Annotated in this window: 27 protein-coding genes; 13 read left to right on the top strand and 14 right to left on the bottom strand. The window is 67.2% G+C overall.

The window, feature by feature from the left end; genetic code table 11:
- Positions 1 to 316: 316 nt before the first annotated feature.
- Positions 317 to 889, top strand: coding sequence for a transcriptional regulator (locus ACIHFB_RS43385; protein WP_400129741.1), 573 nt, complete (start codon positions 317 to 319; stop codon positions 887 to 889).
- A gap of 83 nt (positions 890 to 972) precedes the next feature.
- Here the strand turns inward: ACIHFB_RS43385 and ACIHFB_RS43380 are convergent, their stop codons facing one another.
- The gene (locus ACIHFB_RS43380) at positions 973 to 2,130 is read right to left on the bottom strand and encodes a ParB/RepB/Spo0J family partition protein (RefSeq protein ID WP_365288442.1); all 1,158 of its coding nucleotides are present in this window, start codon (positions 2,128 to 2,130) and stop codon (positions 973 to 975) included.
- Positions 2,127 to 3,362, bottom strand: a complete 1,236-nt coding sequence (locus ACIHFB_RS43375; RefSeq protein WP_365288440.1) for a ParA family protein — start codon at positions 3,360 to 3,362, stop codon at positions 2,127 to 2,129. The genes ACIHFB_RS43380 and ACIHFB_RS43375 overlap by 4 nt, the downstream gene beginning before the upstream one ends.
- A gap of 355 nt (positions 3,363 to 3,717) precedes the next feature.
- On the opposite strand from ACIHFB_RS43375, the gene ACIHFB_RS43370 reads away from it, so the two are divergent.
- Positions 3,718 to 3,960, top strand: coding sequence for a hypothetical protein (locus ACIHFB_RS43370; RefSeq protein WP_365288438.1), 243 nt, complete (start codon positions 3,718 to 3,720; stop codon positions 3,958 to 3,960).
- On the top strand, positions 3,960 to 4,337 hold the full coding sequence (locus tag ACIHFB_RS43365) for a fic family toxin-antitoxin system, toxin component (protein WP_365288436.1): 378 nt from the start codon (positions 3,960 to 3,962) through the stop codon (positions 4,335 to 4,337). The genes ACIHFB_RS43370 and ACIHFB_RS43365 overlap by 1 nt, the downstream gene beginning before the upstream one ends.
- Positions 4,338 to 4,418: 81 nt before the next feature.
- Here the strand turns inward: ACIHFB_RS43365 and ACIHFB_RS43360 are convergent, their stop codons facing one another.
- Positions 4,419 to 5,078: a MerR family transcriptional regulator gene (locus ACIHFB_RS43360; protein ID WP_365288464.1), complete on the bottom strand. Its 660-nt coding sequence runs from the start codon at positions 5,076 to 5,078 to the stop codon at positions 4,419 to 4,421.
- Between the two features lie 110 nt (positions 5,079 to 5,188).
- Here ACIHFB_RS43360 and ACIHFB_RS43355 point away from each other — a divergent pair, with 110 nt between their 5' ends.
- Complete coding sequence (locus ACIHFB_RS43355) at positions 5,189 to 5,611, top strand: DUF3291 domain-containing protein (protein WP_400129740.1); 423 nt, start codon at positions 5,189 to 5,191, stop codon at positions 5,609 to 5,611.
- A gap of 56 nt (positions 5,612 to 5,667) precedes the next feature.
- Here the strand turns inward: ACIHFB_RS43355 and ACIHFB_RS43350 are convergent, their stop codons facing one another.
- The 4 genes from ACIHFB_RS43350 to ACIHFB_RS43335 form a co-directional block, all read right to left on the bottom strand.
- A complete protein-coding gene (locus ACIHFB_RS43350) occupies positions 5,668 to 6,330 on the bottom strand; it encodes a class I SAM-dependent methyltransferase (protein ID WP_365288432.1) in 663 nt (220 codons plus the stop codon).
- A gap of 158 nt (positions 6,331 to 6,488) precedes the next feature.
- Entirely contained in the window at positions 6,489 to 7,274 is a 786-nt protein-coding gene (locus ACIHFB_RS43345) for an ABC transporter permease (protein ID WP_400129739.1), read from the bottom strand.
- Positions 7,271 to 8,233, bottom strand: a complete 963-nt coding sequence (locus tag ACIHFB_RS43340; RefSeq protein ID WP_400129738.1) for an ATP-binding cassette domain-containing protein — start codon at positions 8,231 to 8,233, stop codon at positions 7,271 to 7,273. Before ACIHFB_RS43340 ends, ACIHFB_RS43345 begins: the two co-directional genes overlap by 4 nt.
- A gap of 11 nt (positions 8,234 to 8,244) precedes the next feature.
- On the bottom strand, positions 8,245 to 8,937 hold the full coding sequence (locus ACIHFB_RS43335; RefSeq protein ID WP_365288426.1) for a DUF4097 family beta strand repeat-containing protein: 693 nt from the start codon (positions 8,935 to 8,937) through the stop codon (positions 8,245 to 8,247).
- 220 nt (positions 8,938 to 9,157) lie between these two features.
- Between ACIHFB_RS43335 and ACIHFB_RS43330 the strand changes: the two genes are divergently transcribed.
- Positions 9,158 to 9,892 (top strand): helix-turn-helix domain-containing protein, encoded by a 735-nt coding sequence (locus tag ACIHFB_RS43330; protein ID WP_365288424.1) that lies wholly within the window; start codon positions 9,158 to 9,160, stop codon positions 9,890 to 9,892.
- A gap of 187 nt (positions 9,893 to 10,079) precedes the next feature.
- Entirely contained in the window at positions 10,080 to 10,883 is an 804-nt protein-coding gene (locus tag ACIHFB_RS43325) for a hypothetical protein (RefSeq protein ID WP_365288422.1), read from the top strand.
- A gap of 78 nt (positions 10,884 to 10,961) precedes the next feature.
- Here the strand turns inward: ACIHFB_RS43325 and ACIHFB_RS43320 are convergent, their stop codons facing one another.
- On the bottom strand, positions 10,962 to 11,921 hold the full coding sequence (locus tag ACIHFB_RS43320) for a hypothetical protein (RefSeq protein ID WP_400129736.1): 960 nt from the start codon (positions 11,919 to 11,921) through the stop codon (positions 10,962 to 10,964).
- Positions 11,918 to 12,853, bottom strand: a complete 936-nt coding sequence (locus tag ACIHFB_RS43315) for an AAA family ATPase (RefSeq protein WP_365288418.1) — start codon at positions 12,851 to 12,853, stop codon at positions 11,918 to 11,920. The genes ACIHFB_RS43320 and ACIHFB_RS43315 overlap by 4 nt, the downstream gene beginning before the upstream one ends.
- 775 nt (positions 12,854 to 13,628) lie before the next feature.
- Here ACIHFB_RS43315 and ACIHFB_RS43310 point away from each other — a divergent pair.
- The 5 genes from ACIHFB_RS43310 to ACIHFB_RS43290 all read left to right on the top strand — a co-directional run bounded on the left by ACIHFB_RS43310 (position 13,629) and on the right by ACIHFB_RS43290 (position 17,909).
- Entirely contained in the window at positions 13,629 to 14,654 is a 1,026-nt protein-coding gene (locus ACIHFB_RS43310) for a bifunctional DNA primase/polymerase (protein ID WP_365288462.1), read from the top strand.
- Positions 14,651 to 16,246 (top strand): phage/plasmid primase, P4 family, encoded by a 1,596-nt coding sequence (locus tag ACIHFB_RS43305; protein WP_365288416.1) that lies wholly within the window; start codon positions 14,651 to 14,653, stop codon positions 16,244 to 16,246. Before ACIHFB_RS43310 ends, ACIHFB_RS43305 begins: the two co-directional genes overlap by 4 nt.
- 154 nt (positions 16,247 to 16,400) lie before the next feature.
- Entirely contained in the window at positions 16,401 to 16,784 is a 384-nt protein-coding gene (locus ACIHFB_RS43300; RefSeq protein ID WP_365288414.1) for a DUF6009 family protein, read from the top strand.
- Positions 16,785 to 17,196: 412 nt separating this feature from the next.
- On the top strand, positions 17,197 to 17,688 hold the full coding sequence (locus ACIHFB_RS43295) for a DUF2975 domain-containing protein (protein WP_365288412.1): 492 nt from the start codon (positions 17,197 to 17,199) through the stop codon (positions 17,686 to 17,688).
- On the top strand, positions 17,688 to 17,909 hold the full coding sequence (locus ACIHFB_RS43290) for a helix-turn-helix domain-containing protein (RefSeq protein WP_400129735.1): 222 nt from the start codon (positions 17,688 to 17,690) through the stop codon (positions 17,907 to 17,909). The genes ACIHFB_RS43295 and ACIHFB_RS43290 overlap by 1 nt, the downstream gene beginning before the upstream one ends.
- 87 nt (positions 17,910 to 17,996) lie before the next feature.
- On the opposite strand, the gene ACIHFB_RS43285 is transcribed toward ACIHFB_RS43290, so the two are convergent.
- The 4 genes from ACIHFB_RS43285 to ACIHFB_RS43270 form a co-directional block, all read right to left on the bottom strand.
- Complete coding sequence (locus tag ACIHFB_RS43285) at positions 17,997 to 18,932, bottom strand: GNAT family N-acetyltransferase (protein WP_400129734.1); 936 nt, start codon at positions 18,930 to 18,932, stop codon at positions 17,997 to 17,999.
- 114 nt (positions 18,933 to 19,046) lie between these two features.
- Positions 19,047 to 19,394, bottom strand: coding sequence for a YciI family protein (locus tag ACIHFB_RS43280; protein WP_365288406.1), 348 nt, complete (start codon positions 19,392 to 19,394; stop codon positions 19,047 to 19,049).
- A gap of 458 nt (positions 19,395 to 19,852) precedes the next feature.
- Positions 19,853 to 21,328, bottom strand: a complete 1,476-nt coding sequence (locus ACIHFB_RS43275) for a HAMP domain-containing sensor histidine kinase (RefSeq protein ID WP_365288404.1) — start codon at positions 21,326 to 21,328, stop codon at positions 19,853 to 19,855.
- Positions 21,315 to 21,995 carry a response regulator transcription factor gene (locus ACIHFB_RS43270; protein WP_365288402.1) on the bottom strand — a complete coding sequence of 227 codons (681 nt, stop codon included), beginning with the start codon at positions 21,993 to 21,995 and terminating at the stop codon, positions 21,315 to 21,317. Before ACIHFB_RS43270 ends, ACIHFB_RS43275 begins: the two co-directional genes overlap by 14 nt.
- Positions 21,996 to 22,122: 127 nt before the next feature.
- Here ACIHFB_RS43270 and ACIHFB_RS43265 point away from each other — a divergent pair, with 127 nt between their 5' ends.
- The gene (locus ACIHFB_RS43265; RefSeq protein WP_400129733.1) at positions 22,123 to 23,862 is read left to right on the top strand and encodes a glycosyltransferase family 39 protein; all 1,740 of its coding nucleotides are present in this window, start codon (positions 22,123 to 22,125) and stop codon (positions 23,860 to 23,862) included.
- Between the two features lie 94 nt (positions 23,863 to 23,956).
- Here the strand turns inward: ACIHFB_RS43265 and ACIHFB_RS43260 are convergent, their stop codons facing one another.
- On the bottom strand, positions 23,957 to 24,391 hold the full coding sequence (locus ACIHFB_RS43260) for an Rrf2 family transcriptional regulator (protein ID WP_365288398.1): 435 nt from the start codon (positions 24,389 to 24,391) through the stop codon (positions 23,957 to 23,959).
- A 127-nt stretch (positions 24,392 to 24,518) separates the two neighbouring features.
- Here ACIHFB_RS43260 and ACIHFB_RS43255 point away from each other — a divergent pair, with 127 nt between their 5' ends.
- Complete coding sequence (locus ACIHFB_RS43255) at positions 24,519 to 25,268, top strand: SDR family oxidoreductase (RefSeq protein WP_365288396.1); 750 nt, start codon at positions 24,519 to 24,521, stop codon at positions 25,266 to 25,268.
- The last annotated feature ends 562 nt before the right edge of the window (positions 25,269 to 25,830 follow it).

The following is a 25,830-nucleotide window of genomic DNA, read 5'->3' as shown; positions in this document are numbered from 1 at the left end:
ACAGGAAGCGCACAGCGACGCACACAACTCCCGGTCGCTTCTCTTCAGTCGCTACAGCCACCAGGCCCCCGCCCCGCCCCTCGGGCCCACTCCAGAGCACACTTGCCCCAGCGACGGAAGCGACTCAAGCGACTCTGCACCGGCTTTGTAGTCGAGGAACCGCCCCTCAACTGCCCACCGTTGTCGCTCTCCGGCCCGCGCGCTGGACCATACTGATCCCAGCAGGTGACGGACATCCCAGCAGACCGCGCAGGAAACACGACCGTACGCCTCCCGGGAGCGACCGGGAAGCCCGCGAACCGGGAAGGAGACCCCGTTGTCCGAGCGCAACCGCGAGTTCGGCATCTTCGGCGCCCGCGGCATCAAGGGCCATGAGGCCGTTGCCCGCCAACTGGACGCCCTCGCGGGCTTCATCGCCACACCGGTCACCACACGCCGAGGCCTGCTGGCCCGACTGCACTACCTGACCCGCACCCCGCACGCCCGGGAGGCCGCGCGTGCAGCGGGCCTCACCGTCACGGACCGCACGCTCCGGGCTTGGCTGGACGGCAGACGGGCTCCCTCGAAGCGGAACCTGGAGCGCGTCGAGACCTCCTACCGCACGGTCCGCCGCCAGAACGTGGCCCGCTATCTACTGGGCCGACTGAACCGCGAGGGCCGCGGCACCCGCGTCGAGATCCACCCGCTCAACCAGTCCCAGGTCCCCCGCCCCCGCCAACGAGTCGTTGAGTTCCGCACTCTCAACGTCCGCCAGTGGGACGCCATCATCACCGCCTGGTCCACCGCGGACGACCGGGCCCTGGACAACGCCTGGGTCGACCAGATCGTCGACCTGGGCTCTCAGTGGGGCCAGTACGAGTACGTCACCAACATCGGCTTCGCGGCCTGACCCCTCGACGACTCCCCCGGGCTATTACGACGTAATAGCCCCTCCCGGAAGCATCAGCCGTCGAAGTATCAGTCGCCGAAGCATCAGCCGTCCCCCTTAACCCCGCTCTCACTCCCGCTGCCGACCCCAGCCCGCTGCTCCTGATGCTCACTCAGAATCCGCAGCATCTTGTCGAACTCGATGTCGCTCATCTTCCGGATGAGGTGCATGGCGAGGAACGCCCCATCGTCATACGGCAACTTCGGCGGCACCCGAGAATCAACGACCTCGGCATCGACCTGTCCCCCGGCCTCATCGGCACGAGGCTCGGGCACGGTCTCTCTGCGCCGCCGCGGTGTCTCTTCCCCCACAGGAACCGTGTCGCCCGCGTCGGGAGAAGCCGCATCCTCTATTACGTCGTAATAGTCGGCGGACCCGGAATCGTCCCGCTTCTCCTTCTGAGCGTCAGACTCACCCTTGGGCTGTTGCTTCACCTCCTGCGTCGCCTCTTCCTTCGGCTCCTCCTTCTGAGCCTTCCGCTCCTGCCGCTCGACCTCCTTCCGCGCTCGCTCGGTCTTGAGCTCTTCCAACACGTCCTGTTGCTGCTCGGCCGGCTTGTTGCCCACAGCCCGCAGCAGGTCGATCGGCTCCTCCCCGATACGTGCCTGAAGCTCAGGGGTCAGATTCAGCAGAGCCAGCCGCTGGGACACCCATCCCTGCGACCGGTGCAACCGCTTCGCCAGCGCCGTCTGACTGCCATGAATCACCAACAGCCGATTCAGCGCACGCGCCTCATCGAGCTCATCGAGATCCTGCCGATGAATGTTGGCGACGAGCGCCGACTCCAGCAGTTCCTCGGAGTTGGCCCCGAGGTCGTCGCTGACCATCACCTTGATGTTGGAGAGCCCGGCCTCACGAGCAGCCGCGAGCCGGCTGCTGCCATCGATGACGACATACGTCGTATCCGCCTCGAGGCCTTCCTCGTGTGCCGGGTTGGCCTTGACGTAGGCGTCCCGGTTCATCACCGTGATCGCCTGCTTCTGCCCGTGCGTCTTCAGACTCCCAGCGAGGTCGGTCAGGTCTCCGAGGCTGGAGCGCGGGTTGTCGGGGTTGAGACTGACGCGATGCGGAGGAAGTTCGGTGGGCGGAGCGACTCCATCGGTCGGTACCCCGGTGGCCGCGGCCACCGCTGCCCGCCGTGCACTGATCGGACGTGCGGACCCGCCGAAGCGTCCGGCGCCCAGCTGATCGGCCTTGCTCATGAGATCTCCCGGGCCAGTGCACGCATCCCGATCGACTGCTGCGACTTGGGCGCGTAGGACAGCAGTGGCTGCTTCACACGGACGGCTTCCTTCTGCTCCTTGAGGTCCCCGATCAATCCGACGACCTTGGGATCCTTTATGTCGACCCACCCCTGAAGCGAGGAGGTGGCGATGTACCCACGGCGCGAGTCATACAGATTGACCACGATCCCGAGGTAGTCGATGTCGATCTGAAGGTCGCTGCGCAGATCCTCGATCTGCGTGGTGAGCAGTTCATACGCATCGGCAGAACTGTCCTCGGCCTGCACCACGACAAGCGTCCCCGACTGCCCGGGCTTCTCCCCCTCCCGCCGACGCCCGTAATACGCGGCGGCGTCCATGCTGAGCCCCAGGCTCGGCGGGCAGTCGACCATTATTACGTCGTAATAGCCCTCGAGCGGAGCGAGCGCCCGCTCCAGCGCAGCTTCCCGAGCGCGCACTGCCGACAGTCGTACGTCGAGCAGGAACGCGTCGTTGCATGCGGGCAGCAGATGCAGCCGACCGCCGAAGTTCTCCTCGTCGACGGAGACGATGAGGTCCCGCAGATCGCCCTTGGGGTCACCGGCCATGTGGTTGGTGAGGCTGTCGCCGTTCATCGGCAGGGGAGTTGCCCCCAGCTGGTTGGTGAGGTGGCACTGGGGATCGAAGTCGACGAGCAGCACCCGCAGTCCCGGACCCGGGAGGTCCTCGGTGTCGAGCGGACTGTCGGTGGCGTCGCTCGCGGCAGCGAGCTGCTTGGCGATACGGACGGGGTAGAGCCGGCTGGGGTCCTCGGCGAGAGCCTCACCGGTACCGGCGGTGATGGCGGTCTTGCCGACACCACCCTTCTGGTTGCACACGACGATCCGCCGGGTGATGGTCGGCCGCTCGACTTCCGGCGCCGGATGGGTGTCCAGCCACAACTGCACGGACTGGGCCAGCCCCTGAATGAGCGACACCTTCCGGTCATTGGCGATCCGCTTGAACTCGTCCCACTGTCCCTCCGGCAGGAAGGTTGCGAACGAGTCGGCACCGGCGGTGTCCACGGTGTCGGTCGCCGAGGCCAGATTGCACCAGTCCTGGATGCCTTGTTCGACGGCAGCCTGGATCTCGACGCCCTTCTGGGCAGCTCTGATTTTGAGGTCTTGCCGGAGCCACCCCGGCAGCTTGGAGACGACCTTCTCGCGGTCGCCAGGAGAAGCAGGAGAAGTCATGGGGTCACCTTACTAACGCACTCCCCCGAAAACACGAACGACACGTTAGCTAGACCAAGTTCATGCAACTGACCTGGATGGAATGTCCCCAACCACTGCCATTTGCCCACCTTTTGTCCTCGGCGGCGCCCTGGCAACCTCGACGCTCGAGCTATTACGTCGTAATAGCTCGAGCGGCTGACGCAAGTGGGTGGCCTCCAGCCCCAACCCTCAGGTCGCCTGCCCCAGACCTATTACGACGTAATAGCTGGAGCACGAACAAGGGGCGGCCTCCCCCCACCGAGCCGTCGGCACATCGATTCCCACCCTCGATCGAGTACTCCCACTCCGCGGTAACAGCTGTTACCATCCTCGTATGGCAAAGACACAACTCGGTGCGAGGGTCGACGACGAGGTCGCGGAGCTCGCCCGCGCGCGTGCCAAGGATCGCGGCCTGAGCGTCGGCGACTACCTCGCCCAGCTCGTCCGGGAGGACGCCGACGGTCTGCGTACCCGAGCCCTGGACGCAGCCCGCCGCTTCCTCGACGAACACCAGTCGGTCTTCGATGACGCGGAGGCCGGCACGAAGCGCCCGAACGAGGAGCAGCACGCCGCGTAATGGATCTGCACATCGACGTCCCCTGGATCCTCCAGGTAACCGAGATCGCCGGCGCCCACGACCCGGCCCCCGACGACTACGGCGTTCCGGTGGCCGCCGTCGCCTGCCACAAGGCGGAGCTCCTCGACCAACCGATCTACGACGGGCCGTACGCCCGCGCCGCCGCCCTGGTCCATGTCCTCGGCCGCTGCCGCTGGCTGGAACGCTCCAATATGGCTGTTGCGGCAGCAACCGGTGTCATGTACCTGGAAGCCTCCGGCTATCCGGTAAAGCCCACGCGGGAGGATGCAACAGCCCTCCGCGACCTGTTGCTGGATCCCACCTGCACGGCAGCAAAGCTTGCGGCCCTGTTCCGCACCTGGCCCGTGGTCAGCTGAGCGGACGCGGGCGAGATCCCGGCCGGGGGAGTGGAACAGGCCGGTGGAGGGAGCCGGACTCCCTGCTCTACGAATCGCCTGTCAGCCGTCGCCGCCGTACCGTCGCCCCGAGTGGTGCTCCTGCGCGAGCCGTCTGAGGGCCAGCAGCGCGGGCTCCAGCAGGACGGTCAGCAGGACAGCCCGCTCGGCCTGCTGCATCGGGCCGCCCGCGTCCTGGAGCTGATCGAGGTCCAGTGCGGCCGTACGGTCGGCGAGTTCGGCGTACGGCAGCAGGGAGCGCCAGTCGAAATCCAAACCGAGCGCGCGCAGCGTCTCCAGTGTCTCGGCGACGACCAGGGCCGCGGGTGGGTGCGGGGACGTCTGCCAGCCCATCTCCCCGACCAGCGCCGCGACTTCGGACAACCCGGCCGAATCGGCGTCGGATGAGTCACCCGAAGCCCCCGGCTCGTCCGGCGTGCCGCCCCGCCCGGCGGGCACGACACCCAGCACGAGCCCGAGCAACAGATGCACGTCCCCCAAGTGCTCGTCCACGGCGGCCAGTACGTCCTTGGTGGCGCTGACCGACAGACCGCGCACCGCGATCAGCGAGCGGATCAGACGCAGCCGGCGCAGATGACTCTCGTCGTAGTCGGCCTGGTTGGCGGCCGTGGCCCGGCCAGGGGGCAGCAGCCCGTCCCGTAGGTAGTACTTGATCGTGGGGATGGAGACACCGCTGCGGCGGCTCAGCTCGGAGATGCGCATCCGGACCCGCTCCCTCCCTTTCTCGCTCACGATTTCACTGGATAGTGGATAGTCTCGCTGTCTACTATGGATAGTGTCACTCGCCAATCCTGAGACGAGGCCCGGCCACCATGCCCACACTGCCCTGGACCATCCCGAATCCGCCCCCTGCGCATGGCACGGCGTACGTCATGGCATCCCGCTTCGAAGTGCGGTCGGCCAAGGACGTCCCCCGCTTCTTCCTGCGCTCCCTGTCCGCCTGGCGTCAGGTGCGCACCGCCCCCGGCGCATACGGCGCCTCACTCGTCGCCCAGCCCCTCAAACGCGTCTTCTACACCCTGTCGGCCTGGGAGGACCGCGACGCCCTGTACGCGTACGCCAGAACCGAACCGCACCGCGGCATCATGACGTCCCTGCGCCCGACGATGAGCGCCTCCACCTTCACCTTCTGGCAAGCAGACACCGAACACCTCCCCATCACCTGGCACGACGCCAAACAACGCCTGACCGACCAGACCCGCAACGACACAGCGGACGGCACTGCCACCTCGTAGTCAGTCCCAGGTCCCGTCCGCTCCGGGGTGCCCCACCCAGGGACACTCTTACGGCATCAGCCTTCACCACCCGTTTTACGGGCCAGGAAACTGGCGACCGTCCTCTTCGCCCCTTGACCGGGCGCCTGCACCAGCCGCGCCGTGACGACGAGCCCGGCCTGCTCCAGCATCTCGGCGAGCCGGTCCGCCGGCTCAAGATAGGACTCGTAGGACACGGGATGTCCGCCGTAGGCGCGCCCCGGCCGCACCCGCTCACCGTCACCCACATATCCGGCCGTCATCAGATGCCCACCGGGCGCCAGGGTGCGAGAGAACTCGCCGAACACCACCGGCAGCACTTCCGGCGGAGTGTGATGGGTGGAGTAGTACGCCAGGATCCCCCCGAGCCCGCCGTCCTGGACCTCCAGTGCGGTCATCGACCCCACATCGAACCGCATCCCCGGATAGGCCTCACGGGCCAGTTCGACCATCCTCGGCGACAGATCGACACCGAACACCGGCACGCCCAGCCCGGCCAGATACGCAGTCACCTTCCCGGGCCCGCACCCCACATCAGCCACAGGCCCCCGCCCGCCATCCCGCACGAGCTCGGCGAACACGCCCAGCATCGCCCGCGACAACACATCCAACTCGCCGGGATCCTTGACCAGTTCGGCGTAGTCGGTGGCCACGGTGTCGTACGACTCCCGGACGGCAGCAAGATAAGGCAGCTCGATCACACCGCGAATCTAGACGGGCCCACTGACAGCCGGACAAGGCCATGCCGACGTCTCCGCGGCCGCAGTCCGCGTTCAGGACGAGTGAAAGGCCCGTCGCAGCCACCGGAGGGGTGGTGGCTGCGACGGGCCTTCGGGGGTGGCCCGCGTTGGCATGGCGGCTATTTCGGGTCGCGGTTGAACTGTGCCTGTGACCAGCGGTACCCGAGTGTGGCGAGGGCGAGGCACCAGACGATGGTGATCCAGCCGTTGTGGCCGATCTCGGTGCCGAGGAGGAGTCCGCGCAGGGTCTCGATGGCCGGGGTGAAGGGCTGGTACTCGGCGATGGGCTGGAACCAGCCGGGCATCGCGTCGATGGGGACGAAGGCGCTGGAGATGAGGGGCAGGAGGATCAGCGGCATGGCGTTGTTGCTGGCGGCCTCGGCGTTGGGGCTGCCCATGCCCATCCCGACGGCGATCCAGGTGAACGCCAGGGCGACGAGTGCGAGCAGCCCGAGTGCCGCGATCCATTCCAGGACGGTGGCATCCGTGGAGCGGAAGCCCATGGCTGCGGCGACGGCACCGACGAGGACGACGCTGATGATCGCCTGAAGCACGCTGCCGACAACATGTCCGAAGAGTACTGATCCGCGGTGGATCGCCATGGTGCGGAAGCGGGCGATGATGCCCTCGGTCATGTCGCTGGAGACCGACACGGCGGTGCCGACGACCGTGGAGCCGATGGTCATGAGCAGGATGCCGGGAACGATGTAGGCGATGTACGCGGAGCGGTCCCCGCCGCCGATGCCTGCGCTCATGGTGTCGCCGAAGATGTAGACGAAGAGCAGCAACAGCATGATCGGCGTGAGCAGCAGGTTCAGGGTGAGGGAGGGGTAGCGGCGCGCGTGCAGGAGGTTGCGCCGCAGCATCGTGGTCGAGTCGCGTACCGCGAGTGAGAGCGAGCTCATCGGGCGTCCTCCTTGAGCTGGGTGGGCACGGTGGTGCTGCTGGTCAGGGCGAAGAAGACGTCGTCGAGGTCCGGGGTGTGGACGGTGAGTTCGTCGGCTTCGATGTCGGCTGCGTCCAGCCGGTCGAGGATGGAGCGCAGTTCGCGCTGGCTGCCATCGCTGGGCAGTTGCAGTGTCAGTGCCTCGTCGTCCCGGGCCGCGTCGTGCAGCGCGAGGGCGGCACTCTGGTGGGCGGCCGGGTCGGTGAAGCGGAGGCGGACGTGTCCGCCGGGGATGAGTCGCTTGAGCTCGTCGGCGCTTCCTTCGGCGGCGATCTTGCCGTCGTTGAGGACGGCGATGCGGTCGGCGAGTTCGTCGGCCTCCTCCAGGTACTGGGTGGTGAGGAAGACCGTGACACCACCGGTGACGAGTTCTCGGATGATCTGCCACATGTTGTGGCGCGAGCGCGGGTCGAGACCGGTGGTGGGCTCGTCCAGGAAGATGATCCGGGGACTGCCGACCAGCGTCATGGCGATGTCCAGACGCCGCTTCATACCACCCGAGTAGCTCTGAGCCGGCTTCTTCGCCGCCTCGACGAGGTCGAACCGCTCCAGCAGTTCGGCGGTGACCCGCCGGCCCTCGGACTTGGACAGATGGTGCAGGTCGGCCATGAGGAGCATGTTCTCCTCGCCGGTGATCAGACCGTCCACGGCGGAGAACTGCCCGGTCACGCCGATCGCGGCACGCACGGCCTGCGGGGCGGTGGCGAGGTTGTGGCCGGCGACGTGGATGGTGCCGGAGGCGGGACCGGGGGAGATGAGGCTGGAGAGGATCTTGACGGCGGTTGTCTTGCCGGCGCCGTTCGGCCCGAGCAGCGCGAACACCGAGCCGGCCGGGACGGTCAGGTCGATGCCGTCGAGGACGGTCTTGTCGCCGTAGGACTTGTGCAGCCCGATCGCCACGATGGCCGGGTTCGTCATGAGGGGCTCCTTCAGAGGCTGCGGGCGGTGATGTCGCCGTAGGAGGTGGTCGCGTGGATGTTCAGCCCGGCGGCGGCGCCGTCGCTGTTCGTGAGCGTGTTGTGGATCCGGCCGTAGGTGGTGCCGGCGTCCAGGGAGGCCGAGACTCCGCGGGCGGCGCCGACCAGGATGTCGCCCTGCTCGGTGCGCAGCGTGACCGTGCCGCGCAGGGCCTCGGCGATGTGGATGCCGCCCCTTTGGGTGCTGATCTCCGCGGGGCCACCCAGACGGCCCACGGAGACGTCGCCGTCGAGGACGGTGAGGCGGGTGCTCGCGGTCTCGTCGAGCTTGACCGTGCCCAGCGCGCCCTTGATGTCGACGTCGCCGAGCCGTCCGACACCCCGGAACTCGGCGCCGGCCGCCTTCGCCTCGACGCGGGAACCGGCAGGCAGTTGGACCGTCACCTCGAGGGACCCGGAGGCGCCGAGGATGCGGTTCTTCGACGCTGAGGTCTCGATCCGCAGGACCCCGTCACCGTAGGCGGCCGTGGTCTGCTCCGCCGCCTGCACGTCACGGCTCTTGGAGGCGTCCGCGGGCAGGATCTCGACCGTGGTGTCGGCCCGGTCGGCGGCGATGAACTGGATGCGTCCCGCAGGGATGTCCAGGACGACCGAGACCGGGGCGGGGGTGTCGAACTTCTGAAGTGCGCTCTGCTTCTCATGCATCGTGTGCTCCTGACTCGTTGTTTCCGATGATGGAAAAGCTACGTTGCGTTCATGGATTTGGCAACAGCTTCGTTGCACACAAACAACAAACATGCAGCTCAAAGCCAAGAAATCGTTGCAATGGCTTTGAATCTAATGCAACAACCCTCGTCTTGATCGTTGCAATGGATTGAGAGTGAACGCTATACTCGGGACACCACGGACCACGAAGGAGACCGCGATGCCGGGAGGCAGACTCACTCAGCCCGAACGCCAGCAGATCGCGCTGGGACTGGCCGACGGCCTCGCCTACGCCGAGATCGCCCGAAGCCTCGACCGCCCCACCTCGACCATCACCCGCGAGGTCATGCGCAACGGCGGCCCCACCGCCTACCGCGCGGACCTCGCCCACCGCGCCACCGAACACCGCACCCACCGCCGCAAGCAGGCCGCGCCCAGGGACCCGAACACACCCCCGCAGCCCCACGGACGCGACGCCGAAGCCGTGCGTGAGTACGAGGAGATGCTCACCACCGTCTTCATGCAGTCGGGCCTGCCCAAAATGACGGCCCGCGTACTGGTCTGCCTCTACACCACCGACGCGGGCAGCCTCACCGCATCCGAACTCGTCCAGCGGCTCCAGGTCAGCCCGGCGACCGTCTCCAAGGCGATTGCGTTCCTGGAGAGCCAGGGCCTGGTCCGCCGGGAACGCGACGAACGCCGCCGCGAGCGCTACGTCGTCGACGACGACGTCATGTACCAATCGACGATGGCCAGCGCCCGCGCCACCGCCCACCTGGGCGAGACCGCACGGCAAGGCGTCGGCATCCTCGGCCCCGGCACCCCGGCCGCCGCCCGCCTCGAAAACATCGCCCGCTTCGTCGACTTCGTCTCCGAGAGCATCGCCCGCGCCGCGGACCAAGCCCGCGAAGTCCTCCACACGAAACCCGAGCCCACCTCGGACGACACCACCTAAAGGGGTCTCTGCGGGCCCGGCACTTTCTTCCGCGGGCGTCATCCCCCTCCGCGGGCGCCACCTCCCACAACCCCCTCACCATGACCGGTGGGTGGCTCGCCTCCCCAATTGGGGAGGCCCCCACCTCCCCCTCCGGGTTGTTCGATTCACAGAATGTGAATCGTCTCCGTCAGGCACACTCGTTGTCATGGCTCGCCCCGCCCGCAAGGCGCCTCCTCCCACGAAGCCGCTCATCAAGCCGCCCGTCCGGATCGGCAACCTCGACACCGCGGCTGTCATAGGTGAGTTGCGCCAGTTGCACGAAGACGCCGAGGACAAGGACGTCGGCCGGATGGCCGCGGACGAGGAGTTGTTCCGTGCCTTGCTGTACCTCGAAAGCAACGCGGGCGCGCTGAAGAGCGAGAAGGCCCAACGCACGGCCGCGATAGCGCGGGTGAGGTTGTGGGAGTACCTCCGCGAGCAGGCCGACCTCCACCAGGCGAAGGCGATCGAGCACGCCCGGGCAGCGGGCGCCGAATGGACCGACCTGGTGCCTGCGCTCGCCGTGAACACCCCAAGTGCGGCCTACAACAAGGCGAAACGCATGCAGGCTGCCGTCCTCACCGAGGCCTCCCGCGGTGACCGGCCTGTACGCCGCACACCCGAAGCCGTCCGCGAGGCCGAGCGCCTGGCGGCTGCCCGGGCCGCCGCCGAGCGCCGCGCGGAAGCAGAAGCGGCACGCCGTCACGCCCTACTGGCCCCGGTCGCACAGCGTATGATCGACCACCGCTCCGGCTTGGACGACGACGGCGAAGTCACCTTCTGGCTGGACCAGATCGCAGCGGTCCTTCCCAACTGCCGGACCCCCACGCAGCTGGTCAGCCTCCAGACCTACATGGAAGCCACAGTCCGCGAACTACGAAAGACGGAACGCACCGGCGCGCGGCCGACCGCTACCACCGACGGCGCCCGGGGGGCCTTCGCAGCCGCGGCTGAGCTGATCCTTGACTGAGCCCAGCACTGCGATCTCCAGGCCGGGGCAGCCCGAGCACGAACTCAGTCGACGCTCAGTCAGCACGCCGCCGTACCGCTAGTCGGCACGCCGTACCGCAGCAGCCCTGCCGATCTTGTTGATGCTGTTGTCGATCTCGGCCAGCAGAGCTGCGGTCTCGCCCGGAGCGTCCTCCAACGCCCGCCGGACAACAGGCTTGCCGAGCCGGCGTGACGCCTCTCGCAGCAGAGCCACCGTCTCCCGCAGCCGCTCCACATCGGCCGAAGCGACTTCGAACCCCGAGGGGTCGGCGTCCTGCCCAAGCGACGTGATCGTGTGTACGTCCTTCGTGTGTACGTTCGCGCCGCCCATCGAGGGCAACCCCGACTGCTCTGCGCCGTCCGTTCCCGCACTCGCCCCGCCCTCGGGCGCCGGCGGGGGAGTGAGCACATCGCGCACCATCGTCCCGATCTGCGAGGGACTCAACTCCTCGGTCAGCGGAGGAAGCCGACGCACGACCTGTTCCAGCAGCTTCGCGGTCACACGCTTGCCGGTCCGTGCCACAGCGTCGTAGACCGCCACCGCGGCTCGGTCACCGGCCGCCCGCCTGACGTCGCCCAGTTCCCGCACCTGGGACTCGCGCGGCCGGTGACCGAGCTGGTTCAGTGCCTCGCCGATTCGCCACTCGTCCATCAGCCGGTACACCTGGGACTCCGAGATCTCCCAGTTGGTCCACACGAACTCGGCGAAGTTGGTGCAGCCCTCATTCCGGTGCAGGTCGCCGGTCGCCATTGTCTCCAGGCTCTTGCCGGCCACCCAGAAGGCGTTGTGCAGGTTGTTCATGCCTGCCTTGCACGCCTCGAACGCCTCTTTCTCCTCCGTGCTGAGGTCGCCCTCGCCCGCCGGTGGCCGGGGAGCGGGGATCGACTCGAGGGTGGTGCCGACGGGCGCCTTGACGACAACCGTGGCTTCCTGGAACACCGCGGGCGCACCGCCGCCCAGCAGACCTTTCCCGGGCCGTACGGGCTCGGCCGGGTCGTCGTCGAACACGCCGGTCATGTGGCGGGGGCCTTCCTGCAGAGAGCGTCGATTTCCGTGTTGAGCAGGTCCATCTCCAGTGCCAGCGGCCTGATGGAGTCCGGGACCACATCAGCGCGGGTCGCCCGACCCGCTGCGACGTCATAGCTCTTCGCGCTGGTGGGCAGCAGATCCGCGTACTCGCCGAAGGTCAGCCCCTTTCTACGGGCATTGACGGCCGGCATCTCGCGATACCCGACGACCCGGGTCGCCATCGGCGTGCTCGCTCCGAGCTCCCTGAGGACCTCCTGACGGACCTCCTCGTGCAGCTGCGTGGCGCTCGGATTCGAGCCGTACAGGCAGGCGCCTGCGACCTGGAGGTACGGGTTCAACTGCCGTCGTACGAGCTTGTAGTTGCGGGCTATGCGCCGCATGCCGCGGATCGAGGTGTCATCCGAACGTGTCGGCACAAAGAGCCTGCGAGCGGCGGCCAACGCCAGTTGCTCCAGGCTGTCCTGCTCCGGGGCACTGTCGAAGACGACCTGGTCGTACCAGGGAGCGAGGGGTGCGAGTGCCCGTGCCAGAGAGGACACCACATGGACGCCTTCCACCGTCATCCGCGCCGTCAGGAGGGTCAGCAGTTCACCGACAGCCTCGCCTCCGGGGACGACATCGAGGTTGGGGCGCACCTCTTTGACGGGCACGAGAGGGGTGCGGTCGTAGATCGACCGGTACAGGCCCTGTCCGTTCAACACCGACGGGCCCTCGGGGCGGATACCGCGGTTGAACCGTTCGATACCCAGATCGTCGTCGTCCTGGCTGGTGACACAGATGAGCAAGGTCCGTTCCCCGCGGGCCGCGTGCCAGGCGGCCTTGTGAGCGGCGAGGGTGCTTTTGCCGACTCCGCCCTTGCCCGTGCCGATCATGACGGCGTTCGCGGGCGGTTCGATGATGTCCACCGCATCAGTCAGCACCGGAAGCGCCCTCCTCGTCCGTGCCTACCGCACCCGGTCGAGGGGCAGCACTCGGCATCCTGGCACACGGGCTCCCGTGGAACTCCTGTGCGATGGAGGGGCAGACCAGCACTCTCGGTCCCGTCAGTCCCGTAGCCGGCCGCCCAGGGGGAGCTCGCCGTTCCGACGGGACTCGGGGTTCAGTCCCTCTTCGGTCCCGTTTCAGTCCCGCTTCAGTCCCGTACCCAAAAGCCCAGGTCAGAGACGTGCACGAGACAAATCCTCAAGGATCACGGGACTGACGGGACTCAAAGTGCTAGTTATCCCCATCAGGCGCGTGTGTATGCGCGCGCACGACACTATGACCATGGTCTATTGCTACGCAGCTCATAACTGACACTCTGAGTCCCGTCAGTCCCGTGCCCGCCGCAGTGAACGCCCTGACCTGCGCTTTCTCTCCGGGACTGAGAACGGGACCGAAACCCGGCCCAGTCCCGGCCCCCTTTTAGTCCCGCGGACATCCCCCGGTGGCGGGACTGACGGGACTGAACTTCCGACACGCCCGACTGGCGCACCGCCCCCGCGCGGGCGGTGCGCTAATCTCTGTGCCGCATGTGAAATCCTCAGTCCCGTCAGTCCCGTCAGAGACGACCGAACGTCACTGACCAGGCAGCAGGCGCCCCCGCGGCTACGCGGACTGACGGACGAAAGGCTGACGAACCGACAAGGACGCCCAGTGTCACGCCAGGTTGCGACCCACTCCACGGCCCCGTCGGGGTCCGTGGACGCTCTCGCTCTGGCCCGCTGGTGTGCCCGCGCAGGGTGGCCCGTACATCCCTTGGCGCCCGGCAGGAAGACCCCCGCGGCCAACTGCGAGACGTGCAGGCAGGACCGGCACGCCCCAACTGCCTGTCCCTGCATCCCGGCCGGACGGTGGTGTCACGGGTTCCACGCCGCGACCACGTCGGCCGAACGCATCGACGCATGGTGGACGGCGCAGCCCCGCTGCGGCGTCGGGGTCTCCTGCGGCCCGGCGGACCTGGTCGTCGTCGACGTGGACGCGCACGCTGCTCAGGTCCCCGACCGCTCCCGCCTGCTGCCGGGCATCCCGATCGGCCCACAGGTCAACCTCACCGGCCTCGCCACCGGTTTCGACACCCTGGCCCTTCTCGCAGCCCTGCGACGGCAACCGAGTCCGGCTGACGACGACCGGACACTGCGGGTACGCACCCCGTCCGGGGGCCTGCACGTCTGGTACCGCAATCCGCACCCCGAGATCCGCTACCGCTCCTCCACCGGGTCCAGCCCGAAGACCGCGCTGGCCTGGCAGGTCGACGTACGGTCCGACAACGGCTACATCATCGCGCCGACCACGCGCACAACAGCCGGTGCCTACACGCCCGTAGGCCCAACCCGGCACCCCGCGCCCCTCCCGCAGTGGCTGGCCGCCGAACTCGCCCGTACCGGCCACAACCCGGCCCCGGAGACACCGGCCGCTGCCACCCCCGTCCCCACCCCCCGTCGGGCCCATCGGCGCGCCCCCGCAGCCGCGCACCGCATCCTGGAGCCCCTGCTCGCAGAGGTCGCCGCCTGCGCGGCGGTCCCGCAGGGAGCGGGCTTCACCGAGAAACTGAACCGAGCCGCCTTCACCGCAGGGGGACTCACCTCGGGCGGCCACCTCGCCGAGAGCGACGCACGGGCCCTGCTGCTGGACGCAGCCCACCACGCACGCCCGCACCAGCAGCGGCGCAACGTCACGATCATTGAATCCGCTCTGTCCGCCGGCGCCCAGCGCCCGTTCCATCCCCAAGGACGCGCATGAGCAGCGCCGAGCCCGCCCGCTTCGACGCCGTGGCCGCCGCCGAGCAGATCCACCAGCAGCAGAGCCTCGACCTCCAACTCCCCACCGCCCAGCCGACCCTGCCCGCACAGCAGACCGAAGCACCCCGCCACGTGACCGGCCTCGACTCGGGACTCCTGCCGGAAGAGCTGACGGACCGCGCCAACGCCAAGCTGTTCGCGAGGCTGTTCACCGACCGGTTCCGGCACGTGGAAGGCCTGGGCTGGTACTCCTGGGACCAGTACCGGTGGCGGCGCACCGGCGGCGAGAAAGCGGCCATGTGGGCGGCCGGCGACATGGCCGAGCAGATGCCGCGGACCGATCCGAGAGGACTCTTCAGCGACCGCGAACTGGGCGCCCACCGCAGGCGCACCCAGTCCACCGCGGGCATGAAGGCGCTCCTCCAGCAGGCTCAGGCCGCTCCCGGCCTGAGCCTGGACCCGGACGTGCTGGACGGCGACATCTACGCCCTGTGCACCCCCGGCGGCGTCGTGGACCTGCGGACCGGGGAGCTGCGCAAGCCAGACCCGCTCTCCGACATGCACGCCCGCGCCACCACGGTGGCCCCGCAAAAGATGCCGATCCCGCGATGGCAGAGCTTCCTGCGCGACACGTTCGGCGACGACGACAAGGGCCGCGAAACCATTCGGTTCCTCCACCTGCTGCTCGGCTACTCCGTCACCGGCGACGTCGGCGCCCAGGTCCTGCCCTTCCTCTACGGATCAGGCGCCAACGGAAAGTCCGTACTGCTGGACGTGATGCTTCAGATCCTCGGCGAGTACGCCAACGCCGCCCCGCCCGGCTTCCTGATGGAGAAGGGCAAGTTCACCGAACACTCCACCGAGCTCACCGAACTGCACGGCCGGCGCATCGTCGTATGCAGCGAACTCAAGCCGAACGACACCTTCAACGAAGCCCGGGTCAAGCTCCTCACCGGCGGCGACAAGATCACCGCCCGGCGGATGCGGCAGGACTTCTTCAGCTTCCACCCCACACACAAACTCTGGCTCCTGGGCAACCACAAGCCCGAAGTCGGCACCGGCGGCTACGCGTTCTGGCGCCGTATGCGGCTCATCCCCTTCGAACGCAAAGTCCCGAACGAGCGCAAAATCGACAACCTGGCGGCCGAGCTGGTCCGCGACGAAGGCCCGGGAATCCTGCACTGGCTCCTCGAAGGCGCCCAGCGCTACCTCGCCACGCGCGACCCCCTGCACGGCCCCGCGGCCGTCCGCCTGGCCACCGAGGCCTACGAGAAGACCGAGGACCACATCGGCCGTTTCATCAGCGAACGCTGCACCCGGGGCAGCGACGGGCACCCCAACCCCGACCTGCGGGTCGAGCAGAAGCTCCTGTACGAGACATACGGCCGCTGGTGCACAGAGGAGGGCATTCGCCCGGCCACCAGCCGCGCCTTCGCCAGCCGCATCAGGACGGAACTCGGACTTGCCTCCCCGGCTGAAATGATCAAGAACAACGACAGGAAGCTCTACCCCGGACTCGCGCTGCTCCCCGCCCATGGAGACAGTGAAAACGGGCCCGAAATGGGCCGGGTGTACGAACGAGGACCGGTATGACGACTGCGAACGCCCTGGGTCCGTCAGGTGACGGGCCGTACGATGAAAGACGCGACCTCGCACAGCGCCACACCAGGCACCAGAGGACGAGCAGTGTGAACGCCACACACGATGGCCGGAGGCCGGCCGGAGATGACCAGGAGGGTCCGCGGCCATGAGCTCGATGCTGCAGGACAGCCAGCTCACCGGAGAAGCCGAAGTGGTCTGGCTGGAGAGCCCGGAGAACTTCGACTACGTCCGCCAGGCCCTGGACAAGGTCAACACACGCCGCGGCAAGCCACGCTTCGACCGCGACGGCCGCATCGTCGGCTACACCAACCTCGCCGCAGGCACGGAAGCCGACCCCGACAGCGGCCTCTTCGCGCGCCGGACGTTCTTCCTCCTGCCGCACGACCGCCCGAACGACCCGACCGGCCCGTACGAGGTGGGGGCACCCGGGGAAGCCGTCGACCCCAGCACCATCCAACCCGGCAGGGTCGGCGCCAAGACCGAGCGCTCGCAGGGCCGCGCAGCGGAGATAACGCCCGCCGGCCGATGAGATCGGCGCCGCTGCCCGGTCGTACCGACGACGACCCCGGCGCGAAAGGCACGGACCATGAAGCTGACGACCGTCACAAACGTCTCCCTCGACGGAGTGACGCAGGGACACCGACGGATCGATGCAGGGGCCCGGCGCGCCGGACGAGGACGGCAGCGGTACGAGACGACGTGAACTCGCTGCATCCTGCCCCGACGGCACGAAGAATGGCGACATGAACCATCGTCATGGATTCGGAGGCGCCCAATATGTCGCCGCGCGACCAGCCGCCGACGATTGGGACAACCAGGCACAGCAGTGGCAGCGGCGGACGGACATCTAGCCGCCTCCCCTGACACGCCATGCCTCCCCCCTTTGCCTCATCTATCGAATTTCGATAGATTTACATCGCGATTCGATGGAAGGGTGAGGCGTGGGAAAGCTGACCGTGCGTGCGCTGCGCGCCGTGCTCGTGATGGTGCTCACCGGCACCGTGTTCTTGCAGACATTGATGCTGTGGACATTGATCAGTGGGAACGACCCGGAGGACGGTTCGCTCCCACTGACCGCACTGCGCGTCACCACGATCCTGGGCATGGTGTCGGTCCAGGTCGCCCTGGTCTGCGTATGGCGGCTGGTGACGATGGTGCGACGCGGAACCGTGTTCTCCCACGCCGCCTTCCGGTACGTGGACGGCGTCATCGGCGCGATCGTGGCGGCCGCCCTCGTGTGGTTCGCGGTCACGATCATCAACGCGCCGGGCCAACGGGACGACCCGGGCGTCAGCGTCATCATGGGCGGGATCGGCGTGGCCATCCTGGGGGTCGCGCTCATCGTGCTCGTACTGCGGATGCTGCTCGCCCAGGCCGTCACACGCGACGTCGAAGCGGCGCAGCTGCAGGCCGAGTTGGACGAGGTGATCTGATGCCGATCGCCGTCGACATCGACGTGATGCTGGCCAAACGGAAGATGTCCGTGGGCGAGCTCGCGGACCGCGTGGGGATCACCCCCGCCAACCTGGCAGTACTCAAGAACGGCCGCGCCAAAGCGGTCCGCTTCGCGACGCTCGCCGCACTCTGCGAGGTGCTCAGCTGCCAGCCGGGCGACCTGCTGCGCTGGGAGACCGAGGACGCCACGGGCGAATGACGCGCCCTTCCAAGATCACGGCCTGCTTTCACGGCGCGACGGTGTGCCGACGCGTTGAGGGTGAGATCAGGAACGCAGCAGATGGGGTCAGTCCCAGACCAGGTTGAGGGAGCGTTCGAAGTTGATGTATCCGGCGCGGGCGAAGGCTTTCGCCATGGGGACGTTGCCGAGATCCGTCGACGCCCTGATCCGGTCGACGCCCTCCGCGGCCAGGATGCGGGTGCCCTCGGCGAGGATCTCGTCGATGTGGCCGTTGCCGCGGTGTGCGGGCAGGACGCCGATGTACGCGATGATCGGGTGGTAGTTGTTGCGGGCCGGGACGACGAAGCCCACCGGCCCGCCGCCGTCGGCCAGTTCGGCGATACGCCACCACTCGTGCGGGCTCTTGAAGTTGGCGAACTCGCCGTCGTAGTGGCGTTCGGCCGCCTCGCGCGGGCTCAGCCCGGATGCCAGGTCCGCCTGGCCGTGGGCGTCGAGTGTGCCCTCCATGACCGGGGTCATCAGGGTGAGGAGGTCCTCGCGGTCGGCCACCGGGCGGAAGACGAGACGCCCCTTGGGTTCCGCAACCAGGGACGAGGGGGTCCACTGCAGCCGCAGCCGCTCGACCAGGAGCCGTGCGCCCGTGCTCTCCAGCACGCGGGTGCGGGACTCGACCACTTCGCGGGCTGCGGCGTCCTCATGCCAGTCGGGCGGGACGAAGCGGCCGTACTCCGGTAGCTTCGCGCCCGCCGGGAAGACGGTCGCTGTCGCCGTCTTGAACAGCCGCAGGCCGATCTCGTAGCGGTCCGCCCTGGGCAGCGTGTCGTCGATGTCGAAGAAGTCGAACTGCAACGGCATGTCACCGCCCGGAGTAGTCCACCAGGCGAGCCGGGCGAGGAGACGGTCGCCGTCGAGGGCCACCCAGGCCCACTCGGGACGGCGGCATCCACCCGCGAAGTCGTCGGTCAGTTCGTGGTCGAGGACATAGGAGAGCCGGCAGAAGAGATCGATCTCCTCGGGGCCGGTCAGAGGTCGGTAGCTCACCGATGGCGGTATCAAGTCAACTCCTGTGAAGCGGTACAGCGCTTGGGACCCGGCAGATCGTGCCGGTCAGACACGCGGGTGCCCGGGCAGCAGGTGGCGAGGGACACCGGCTGCTCAGGCCGATTCGAGGATCGGGCGGATCTCGAGCGCCTCCGGGGTGGGGAAGCCGCGGGCCAGCTCGATGGCCTCGGCATGGTCGGCCACCTCCAGCACGAACCAGCCACCGAGGGTCTCCTCGCCGCTGTGCACGGGCCCCTCGGTCACCGCCACGGACCCGTCCGCCGTCTTGCGCACGGTGACAGGGCCCTGGTGCTCGGTGTCGAGGGCGTCGCCGCCCGCCAGCTTGCCCGCTGCCGCGAGCTCGCCGATCCACGTCTCGTACGCCTTACGGTAGGCGCCGCGGTCAGCCTGGATCTGGGCGCGCGACGCGTCCGTCTCGAAGATCACGAGGGCGTATTTCATTGACGTTCCCCTGTTCGGTGTTTCCAGGTGCTGGTGCTGGTGCTGGTTCTGGTGGCGGTCGGTTCGATGCCACAGTGATCCCGTGCGGTCCATGTCATACGGGCCGCCGGCTGAATTGAGCGGGCCGATCCTGCTGATTCGTACGGTTCATGTCGCCACCTGCGGGAGGTGGCTCCCGGCTCGGTACTCAGCATGCGCACCGATCGGCCCGGGAACAACGGCCGATCTTATTATGATCGTTAACCCAGAGGTGGGAGCTCCACTTCGGCCGCTGCGCCGAACGCCTGCATGTCTCCCCAGCGCGTGTCAGCCAGGCGATCAAGAAGCAGGAAGCCATCGCCGAGGTGACCACCTGGCTGCCGGTCAACCGAGACAGGCAAGGCCCTCGAAAACGGCGCCGAACACGTGCTGTCCGCCGACGTACCCAGTCGTGCCAGCGTCTCACGTGGAGAGGTGCGTCATTTCTCGGCTGGGGCGGGGGCTCGGGGCAGGCGTAGCTGGAAGCACGCTCCGAGGGTCCGGGGGGTGAGGGTGAGGGTGCCCTGGTGGCGGTGGGCCAGGTCGCGGGCGATGGCGAGGCCCAGGCCGGTGCCGCCGTGGTCGCGGGAGCGGGCGTCGTCGAGCCGGACGAAGCGTTCGAAGATGCGCTCGGCGTCCTCGGTGGGCACGCCCGGTCCGTCGTCGTGCACCGTGAGGACGACCCAGGCGTCCTGGTTTCGGACGGTGATCTGGATGCGGTGCGCGGCGTGGCGGGCGGCGTTGTCGATGAGGTTGCGCAGCAGCCGTTCGTATTCGCCGGGGTTTCCCTGGGCGTGTGCGGGGGCGGCGCTGTCGCAGGTGAGGGTCAACGGGCGTTCGGTGAGGGGATATTGCTCGGTCAGCCGAGAGGCGAGGGCTGTCAGGTCGACGGTTTCGGCGTCGGCTGTGGGGGTGCGGGTGTCGAGGCGGGCGAGGAGCAGCAGGTCTTCGGCGAGGGCCTGGAGGCGGCGGGTCTGCCGTGCGGCGGTGGTGGCCGCGGCGGGCCAGTCGGTGCGTTCCGGGTAGGCGAGCGCGATTTCCAGGCTGGCCAGCAGTGTGGTGAGGGGACTGCGCAGTTCGTGGGCGGCGTCCGCGACGAAGCGGCGTTGCTGGGCGGCGGCGTTGTCGAGGCGCTGGAGGGTGGTGTTGATGGTGGTGGCCAGGGCGGTGATCTCATGTCCCGCGGCGGGGACGGTGACACGTTCTCGAGGGTCGCTCGCGGTGACCGAGGCGGTGAGGACACGGATGGCTTCGACCGGCCGCAGCGCGATGCGGACGGCGAAGTAGACGGCGGCGGCGATCAGTACGAGGCCGACGAGCCCGGCCCGCAGCAGCAGGAGGTCGGTGGTCTCGGTGATTGCCTCGGCTGTGTGCGGGAGCACCACCACATAGACCCGCAGGTTGGCGTCGGCGGCGACGCCCAGAGCGGCGGCCTTGTCGCTGCTCAGTTCATCGGCGCTGATATCGGCGGACATGACCATGTAGGTCCCGCCGGCCATGTCGAGTCTGTCCCTGGGGTAGTCGCGGCGCACCGGTATACGGATCGGGCGGATCGTATAGCCCTCGGACCCCTTGAACTCCGATGGAGCCGGCAGCACATGGCGGGTGCCGGGTTCGAAGTCGTCCATGCCTCCGCCGTAGGCGACAGCGCTACGTCGGCCGGTCGCGACGACCTCGTACGGCAGCACAGCGCCTCTGCGAGGGGGAACCACACCCTCGTTCAACTGATCGACGAGAGCCCAGAGCTGTTGCTCGGCTTGCCCTTCGGTGATCTGCGCGCCCTGGCGGTAGACGTCGCGATGTACCCACCAGCCGATGCCGACCAGGATGACGGCAGCGGTCGCTGCGGCGACCAGGGCCGCGCGGGCTCGTACCGAACGCGGCCACCAGCGGCGTCGCGGCTCAGTCACGTTCACGGTCGTCCACCAAGCGATAGCCGGTACCCCGTACGGTCTGCAGGGACCGTCGGCCGAACGCGGAGTCCACCTTCTTGCGCAGTGCGCTGACCCGCGCCTCCACCAGGTTGGGATCCTGGGCTTCGTCGGGCCACGCGTGATAGAGCAGATCCGTTTTGGAGACCGCCTGGCCCGCCCGGCGAGCCAGCAGCTCCAGCACGGCGAACTCCCTGGGCGTGAGTTCCACCCGGGCCCCGGCCCGGCGGCAGACCCGGCCGGCGACATCCAACGAGAGGTCGCCCACGGCAAGGACCGGCGGCGCAACCGTGGCCGCCCGTCTGACCAGAGCCCTCAGCCGTGCGACGAGCACCACGTAGGAGAAAGGTTTGGCCAGGTAGTCATCGGCCCCCGTGTCCAGGGCCTCTGCCTGATCCCACTCTCCGTCCTTGGCGGTGAGGACCAGGATGGGGGTCGCGTTGCCCTCCCGGCGCAACTGGGCGCAGACCTTGTAGCCGTTGAGCCCGGGCAGCATCAAGTCCAGTACGACAAGGGCGTATTCGCCGGTCCGGGCCATCCACAATCCCTGCCGGCCGTCATGGGCGAGGTCGACGCTGTAGCCCTCAGCGGTCAGACCGGTGTGCAGGGTGTGGGCAAGGTCCACCTCGTCTTCGACCACCAGGATGCGCATGCGGTGAGCCTTGCACAGCGCCCGCCCGCCTTCCTGATCGGCCGGTCAGGTTGGGTCAGCATCCCGTCAACGAGGTCCGGGCACGCTGGCGGAACGTCTTCGCCAATGCTGAAAGGCCCTGCCGCCGATGGCCATTGATGAGTTCGAAATTGTCAATGATACGGAAAATACCCCTCAGGGACACTCTCCGAGAGTCTCCCTGCTCTCACGCCGAGGATTCCTCACTCCCTTGCTTTTGCCAGTTTCACTGTCCACCCTTCTCGGTATATGGAGAATCCGCAGAGACGGAACCTTGTGGCATGACGAGGCTGTGACTCTCGAATTGGCTTCCCGTAGCCTTCCGGACCTGTGGCAGACGCTGGGCAACATAGACGCCGTACATGGAGCATATTACTTTCTCATGCACGTGCTGTTTGGCCTGTTCGGAACCGACCTCCTGGCGCTGCGGCTTCCCTCTGTTCTCGCCGGAGCTCTGGCAGCGGCGGGAGTCACAGCGCTCGGGATCCGATTGGCAGGGACACGCGCCGGAATACTGGCAGGCCTTTCCTTCGCCGTACTCCCAGATGTTCAAAAATACTCACAGGAAGGGCGCTCATACTCAATTGTCTGCGCACTTGTGGTCTGGGCCACATATTTTCTTGTGAGTGCGGCAATTAGCCGCCGAGCCCCAGAAATTATTAGGCGCAGAAGGTCGATGGTGCCATGGATCGCATATGGCACTCTCATGCTGGCAGCGTGCATTCTGCACCAGTTCGCCGCCCTTGCCCTGGTAGTGCATGCCTTCGTCGTGCCGGATTATGCGCGGCGCCCTTGGGCGTACACCGCACTTTTGGTTGCGGTAGGAGTCGCACCCCTTGCGGCCCTGGGAACGGCGCAATCTGGGCAAGTCGCATGGATCGACGGCGTCACCGGTAGCGAATACCAACGCTTCGCGATACTGGCTTCTTTCGCGATTGTGCTGTCCTACTTCGCTTCGTCAGGCAACGCCGGCAAAGTTTCTCCTGAAGCGCCATTCAGTCTACGGGCGATCGCCCTGCCTCTGTTCGTATTGCCCACTGCACTTCTCATGCTAATTTCCCTTTACAAGCCTTTCTATGTAGAGAGGTACGTGCTCTACGGTCTCGTCGGCCTGGCGCTCCTTCTGGGGGCTGTGCTTGATCGCATGCTTCGACTAGGGCGCACCCTACGAGTAACTGCAGTGATTGCTATTGCGTTGGCAATCACACTGCTCATACCCGAATCCCTCAAGCTGCGGACACCGGAAAGCCGATCGGACAATGTCACCGCTCTGGCAATAATCCTGTCCAGGGAATACGCTCCTGGCGACGGAATCCTCTACTTGTCCGTGAAGAGGCGCGCATGGTCGCTGGCCTACCCTTCGGTAAACAGAGGGATGTTCGACCTTGCCCAGGCGCTCACTCCGGCAGCCTCGCACGACCTTTACGGCACCGAATTGCCTTCCCCTCAGATTCGCGCGCGCATGCGCAGCAGCGCACGAATTCTGGTAGTAACGGAACCCGAAGGAACTCATGGCGAAAGTAGCGCGACAGAGCAAATAAAGGAGAGGGTTCTGGCAGAATATTTCACCAAGGACCGCACCATACGAATTGACGGGGCACAAGTCATTATTTACGAGCAGCGTACAACGGCTACTGAGCTCCGGGGCGGGCCCGCATGCCGTCGTCCTGCCTGTTCGGCGGCCAGCCATCGCCATGCTGTCCGTTCGAACGCCTCAACGCCTATGCCATCAGCCGAATATGAGCAAGCGCCAGCTCACTGCGAGCTTCCAGTCCGGACAAGTATTGAGAATCACAACGACCTGTCTCCCAAGAACACGGTCTATCGGTTGATCAGTGGCGAGGTCTGATACTGCAACCGTCTTTGGCGTGACTGGTTGCCAGGCTGTTCGCCGACCTGGGCATGGATGGGGATCTTGGTGATGTCAGGGCGTATCGGGGAGGCTAGCGAGGTGCCGCGAGTACGTCCCGGAGTACGTTCTCGAGCGTGACGCGGGCCAGCTCGTGTCTCAGGGTCCCCTCGATGCCCTCGTAGATGCCCTGCATTGCCGGCTGGATGCCGTAACCCACCACGCATCCCTGGTCCGGGGTGGTGCGGTGCATCGCGAACAGCGGGCCGGGTTCCACTGCCTCGTACACGTCGAGCAGGGTCATCGATCCCAGCTCGCGCGCCAGCGACCAGCCCGCGCCCACACCCCGCCGGGACTCCACGAGCCCGGCCCTGCGCAGCTCGCCGAGCAGCCGTCTGATCACCACGGGGTTGGTGTTCGCGCTGGTCGCGATCTGCTCGGAGGTGGCGACCTCATGGCCCTGGCGCTGGTAGAGACCGATCCAGGCCAGCGCGTGGGCGGCAATGGTCAGCCTGCTGTTGGCACTCATGAACCCCTCCTCGCGGCCGCAACGCTTTATGTTACGACAACGCAGTCGTAACAGAGAAGGTTGCAACAGGCTGTCGTAACAATTAGTGTTGCGACAGCCGGGAAGGTCAATCAACGAGGTGAGAAGAATGAGCAAGCCACTCACGGGCAAGGTCGCCCTGGTCACCGGGGGGTCGCGCGGACTGGGAGCCGCGACCGTACGACTGCTGGCCGAGCAGGGCGCCGACGTCGCCTTCACCTATGTCAGCTCCGAGAAACAGGCGCAGGCCGTCGTCGACGACGTGCGCCTCAAGGGAGCGAAGGCCATCGCCTTCAAGTCCGACCAAGCGGACATGAGTCAGGCGCCGGCGCTGATCGACGACGTGGTCGCGCACTTCGGCGGCCTGGACATCCTCGTCAACAACGCGGCGATCTCCGCGGCTGGCACGGTGGACGACCCGGACGCCGACACCGCCGCACTGGACAGGATGCACGCCACCAACTACCTCGGCGTGATCGCCGTCATCCGGGCCGCCTCCCGAGTGCTGCGCGCGGGCGGCCGCATCATCACGGTGAGTTCCGGAGTGGGCTCCCGGGTCGGCATCCCGGGAGCTGCCGACTACTCGGCGACCAAGTCAGGTATCGAGAGGTACACCATGGGGGCCGCACGGGACCTCGGACCCCGGGACATCACGGCCAACGTCGTGGAAGCCGGAATCATGGCCGACGGTATGAAAGCGCCGGACCCCGAGACCCTCAAGGCCCTGGTCAGCTCGCTGTCCCTGCAACGCATGGGTCACCCCGAAGAAATCGCCGCGGCGATCGCCTTTCTGGCGAGCCCCGCCGCGTCGTACGTCACGGGCGCGGTGCTGGATGCCCACGGTGGCTACAACGCCTGAACCGGAACCCCTGCCGCGTGCCCCGAAGGAAATCCCGTCTTCGGGGCGCGCACCGCCAACGACCCGCGCGTGCGTGGACACGCCTCAAGAAGCCCGGATCGTGATCGTGTTACGAGCTCGTAGTTGATGGTCTGTGTTGTTTTGCAGTGGATTCTTGTCGTTGTTCTGTGAGTGATTGGGGTTGGTGTTTTCGCGGGTGGGTCTGGGGTTGGTGACTGGTATCGGGTGTGGTGTGGCCAGGGATGGCGCGGGCTTCTGGGACGGGTGCAGCCGGTACGTTCGAGGAGTTTGGTGTGTACCCGTGAGGCGTTGCCACCTCACAATGCCGGTAGTTGCCGGAGCTGCGCTGTCACCGTGATCCGGCTACCCGGTACATGCTTGAGATGCCTCGCCCGGCCGCCGGCCAGCCAACGCCACACCGTCCGCTCCGAACGTCCCAACGCCTGTGCCACCAGCCGGACATGAGTAGACGTCAGCTCACCACGGGCCTCCAGCCCCAACAGACGCTCCACTGCGGCCGCCCGCTGTGCACCAGCCGGATCGTTCGACACTCCTTCGTCTT

It is taken from the genome of Streptomyces sp. NPDC051963, from assembly GCF_044593495.1.
Taxonomy (GTDB): Bacteria; Actinomycetota; Actinomycetes; order Streptomycetales; family Streptomycetaceae; genus Streptomyces.
Note: the sequence above shows the minus strand (reverse complement) of the source record. Positions and strands in the feature narration are given on the sequence as shown.

Bases quoted from the DNA above. Each gene is read 5' to 3' on its own strand.
- ACIHFB_RS43380 (WP_365288442.1), bottom strand. From the start codon at position 2,130: ATGAGCAAGGCCGATCAGCTGGGCGCCGGACGCTTCGGCGGGTCCGCA.
- ACIHFB_RS43375 (WP_365288440.1), bottom strand. From the start codon at position 3,362: ATGACTTCTCCTGCTTCTCCTGGCGACCGCGAGAAGGTCGTCTCCAAG.
- ACIHFB_RS43370 (WP_365288438.1), top strand. From the start codon at position 3,718: ATGGCAAAGACACAACTCGGTGCGAGGGTCGACGACGAGGTCGCGGAG.
- ACIHFB_RS43365 (WP_365288436.1), top strand. From the start codon at position 3,960: ATGGATCTGCACATCGACGTCCCCTGGATCCTCCAGGTAACCGAGATC.
- ACIHFB_RS43360 (WP_365288464.1), bottom strand. From the start codon at position 5,078: ATGCGCATCTCCGAGCTGAGCCGCCGCAGCGGTGTCTCCATCCCCACG.
- ACIHFB_RS43355 (WP_400129740.1), top strand. From the start codon at position 5,189: ATGCCCACACTGCCCTGGACCATCCCGAATCCGCCCCCTGCGCATGGC.
- ACIHFB_RS43345 (WP_400129739.1), bottom strand. From the start codon at position 7,274: ATGAGCTCGCTCTCACTCGCGGTACGCGACTCGACCACGATGCTGCGG.
- ACIHFB_RS43340 (WP_400129738.1), bottom strand. From the start codon at position 8,233: ATGACGAACCCGGCCATCGTGGCGATCGGGCTGCACAAGTCCTACGGC.
- ACIHFB_RS43335 (WP_365288426.1), bottom strand. From the start codon at position 8,937: ATGCATGAGAAGCAGAGCGCACTTCAGAAGTTCGACACCCCCGCCCCG.
- ACIHFB_RS43330 (WP_365288424.1), top strand. From the start codon at position 9,158: ATGCCGGGAGGCAGACTCACTCAGCCCGAACGCCAGCAGATCGCGCTG.
- ACIHFB_RS43325 (WP_365288422.1), top strand. From the start codon at position 10,080: ATGGCTCGCCCCGCCCGCAAGGCGCCTCCTCCCACGAAGCCGCTCATC.
- ACIHFB_RS43320 (WP_400129736.1), bottom strand. From the start codon at position 11,921: ATGACCGGCGTGTTCGACGACGACCCGGCCGAGCCCGTACGGCCCGGG.
- ACIHFB_RS43305 (WP_365288416.1), top strand. From the start codon at position 14,651: ATGAGCAGCGCCGAGCCCGCCCGCTTCGACGCCGTGGCCGCCGCCGAG.
- ACIHFB_RS43300 (WP_365288414.1), top strand. From the start codon at position 16,401: ATGAGCTCGATGCTGCAGGACAGCCAGCTCACCGGAGAAGCCGAAGTG.
- ACIHFB_RS43290 (WP_400129735.1), top strand. From the start codon at position 17,688: ATGCCGATCGCCGTCGACATCGACGTGATGCTGGCCAAACGGAAGATG.
- ACIHFB_RS43280 (WP_365288406.1), bottom strand. From the start codon at position 19,394: ATGAAATACGCCCTCGTGATCTTCGAGACGGACGCGTCGCGCGCCCAG.
- ACIHFB_RS43270 (WP_365288402.1), bottom strand. From the start codon at position 21,995: ATGCGCATCCTGGTGGTCGAAGACGAGGTGGACCTTGCCCACACCCTG.
- ACIHFB_RS43265 (WP_400129733.1), top strand. From the start codon at position 22,123: ATGGCCATTGATGAGTTCGAAATTGTCAATGATACGGAAAATACCCCT.
- ACIHFB_RS43260 (WP_365288398.1), bottom strand. From the start codon at position 24,391: ATGAGTGCCAACAGCAGGCTGACCATTGCCGCCCACGCGCTGGCCTGG.
- ACIHFB_RS43255 (WP_365288396.1), top strand. From the start codon at position 24,519: ATGAGCAAGCCACTCACGGGCAAGGTCGCCCTGGTCACCGGGGGGTCG.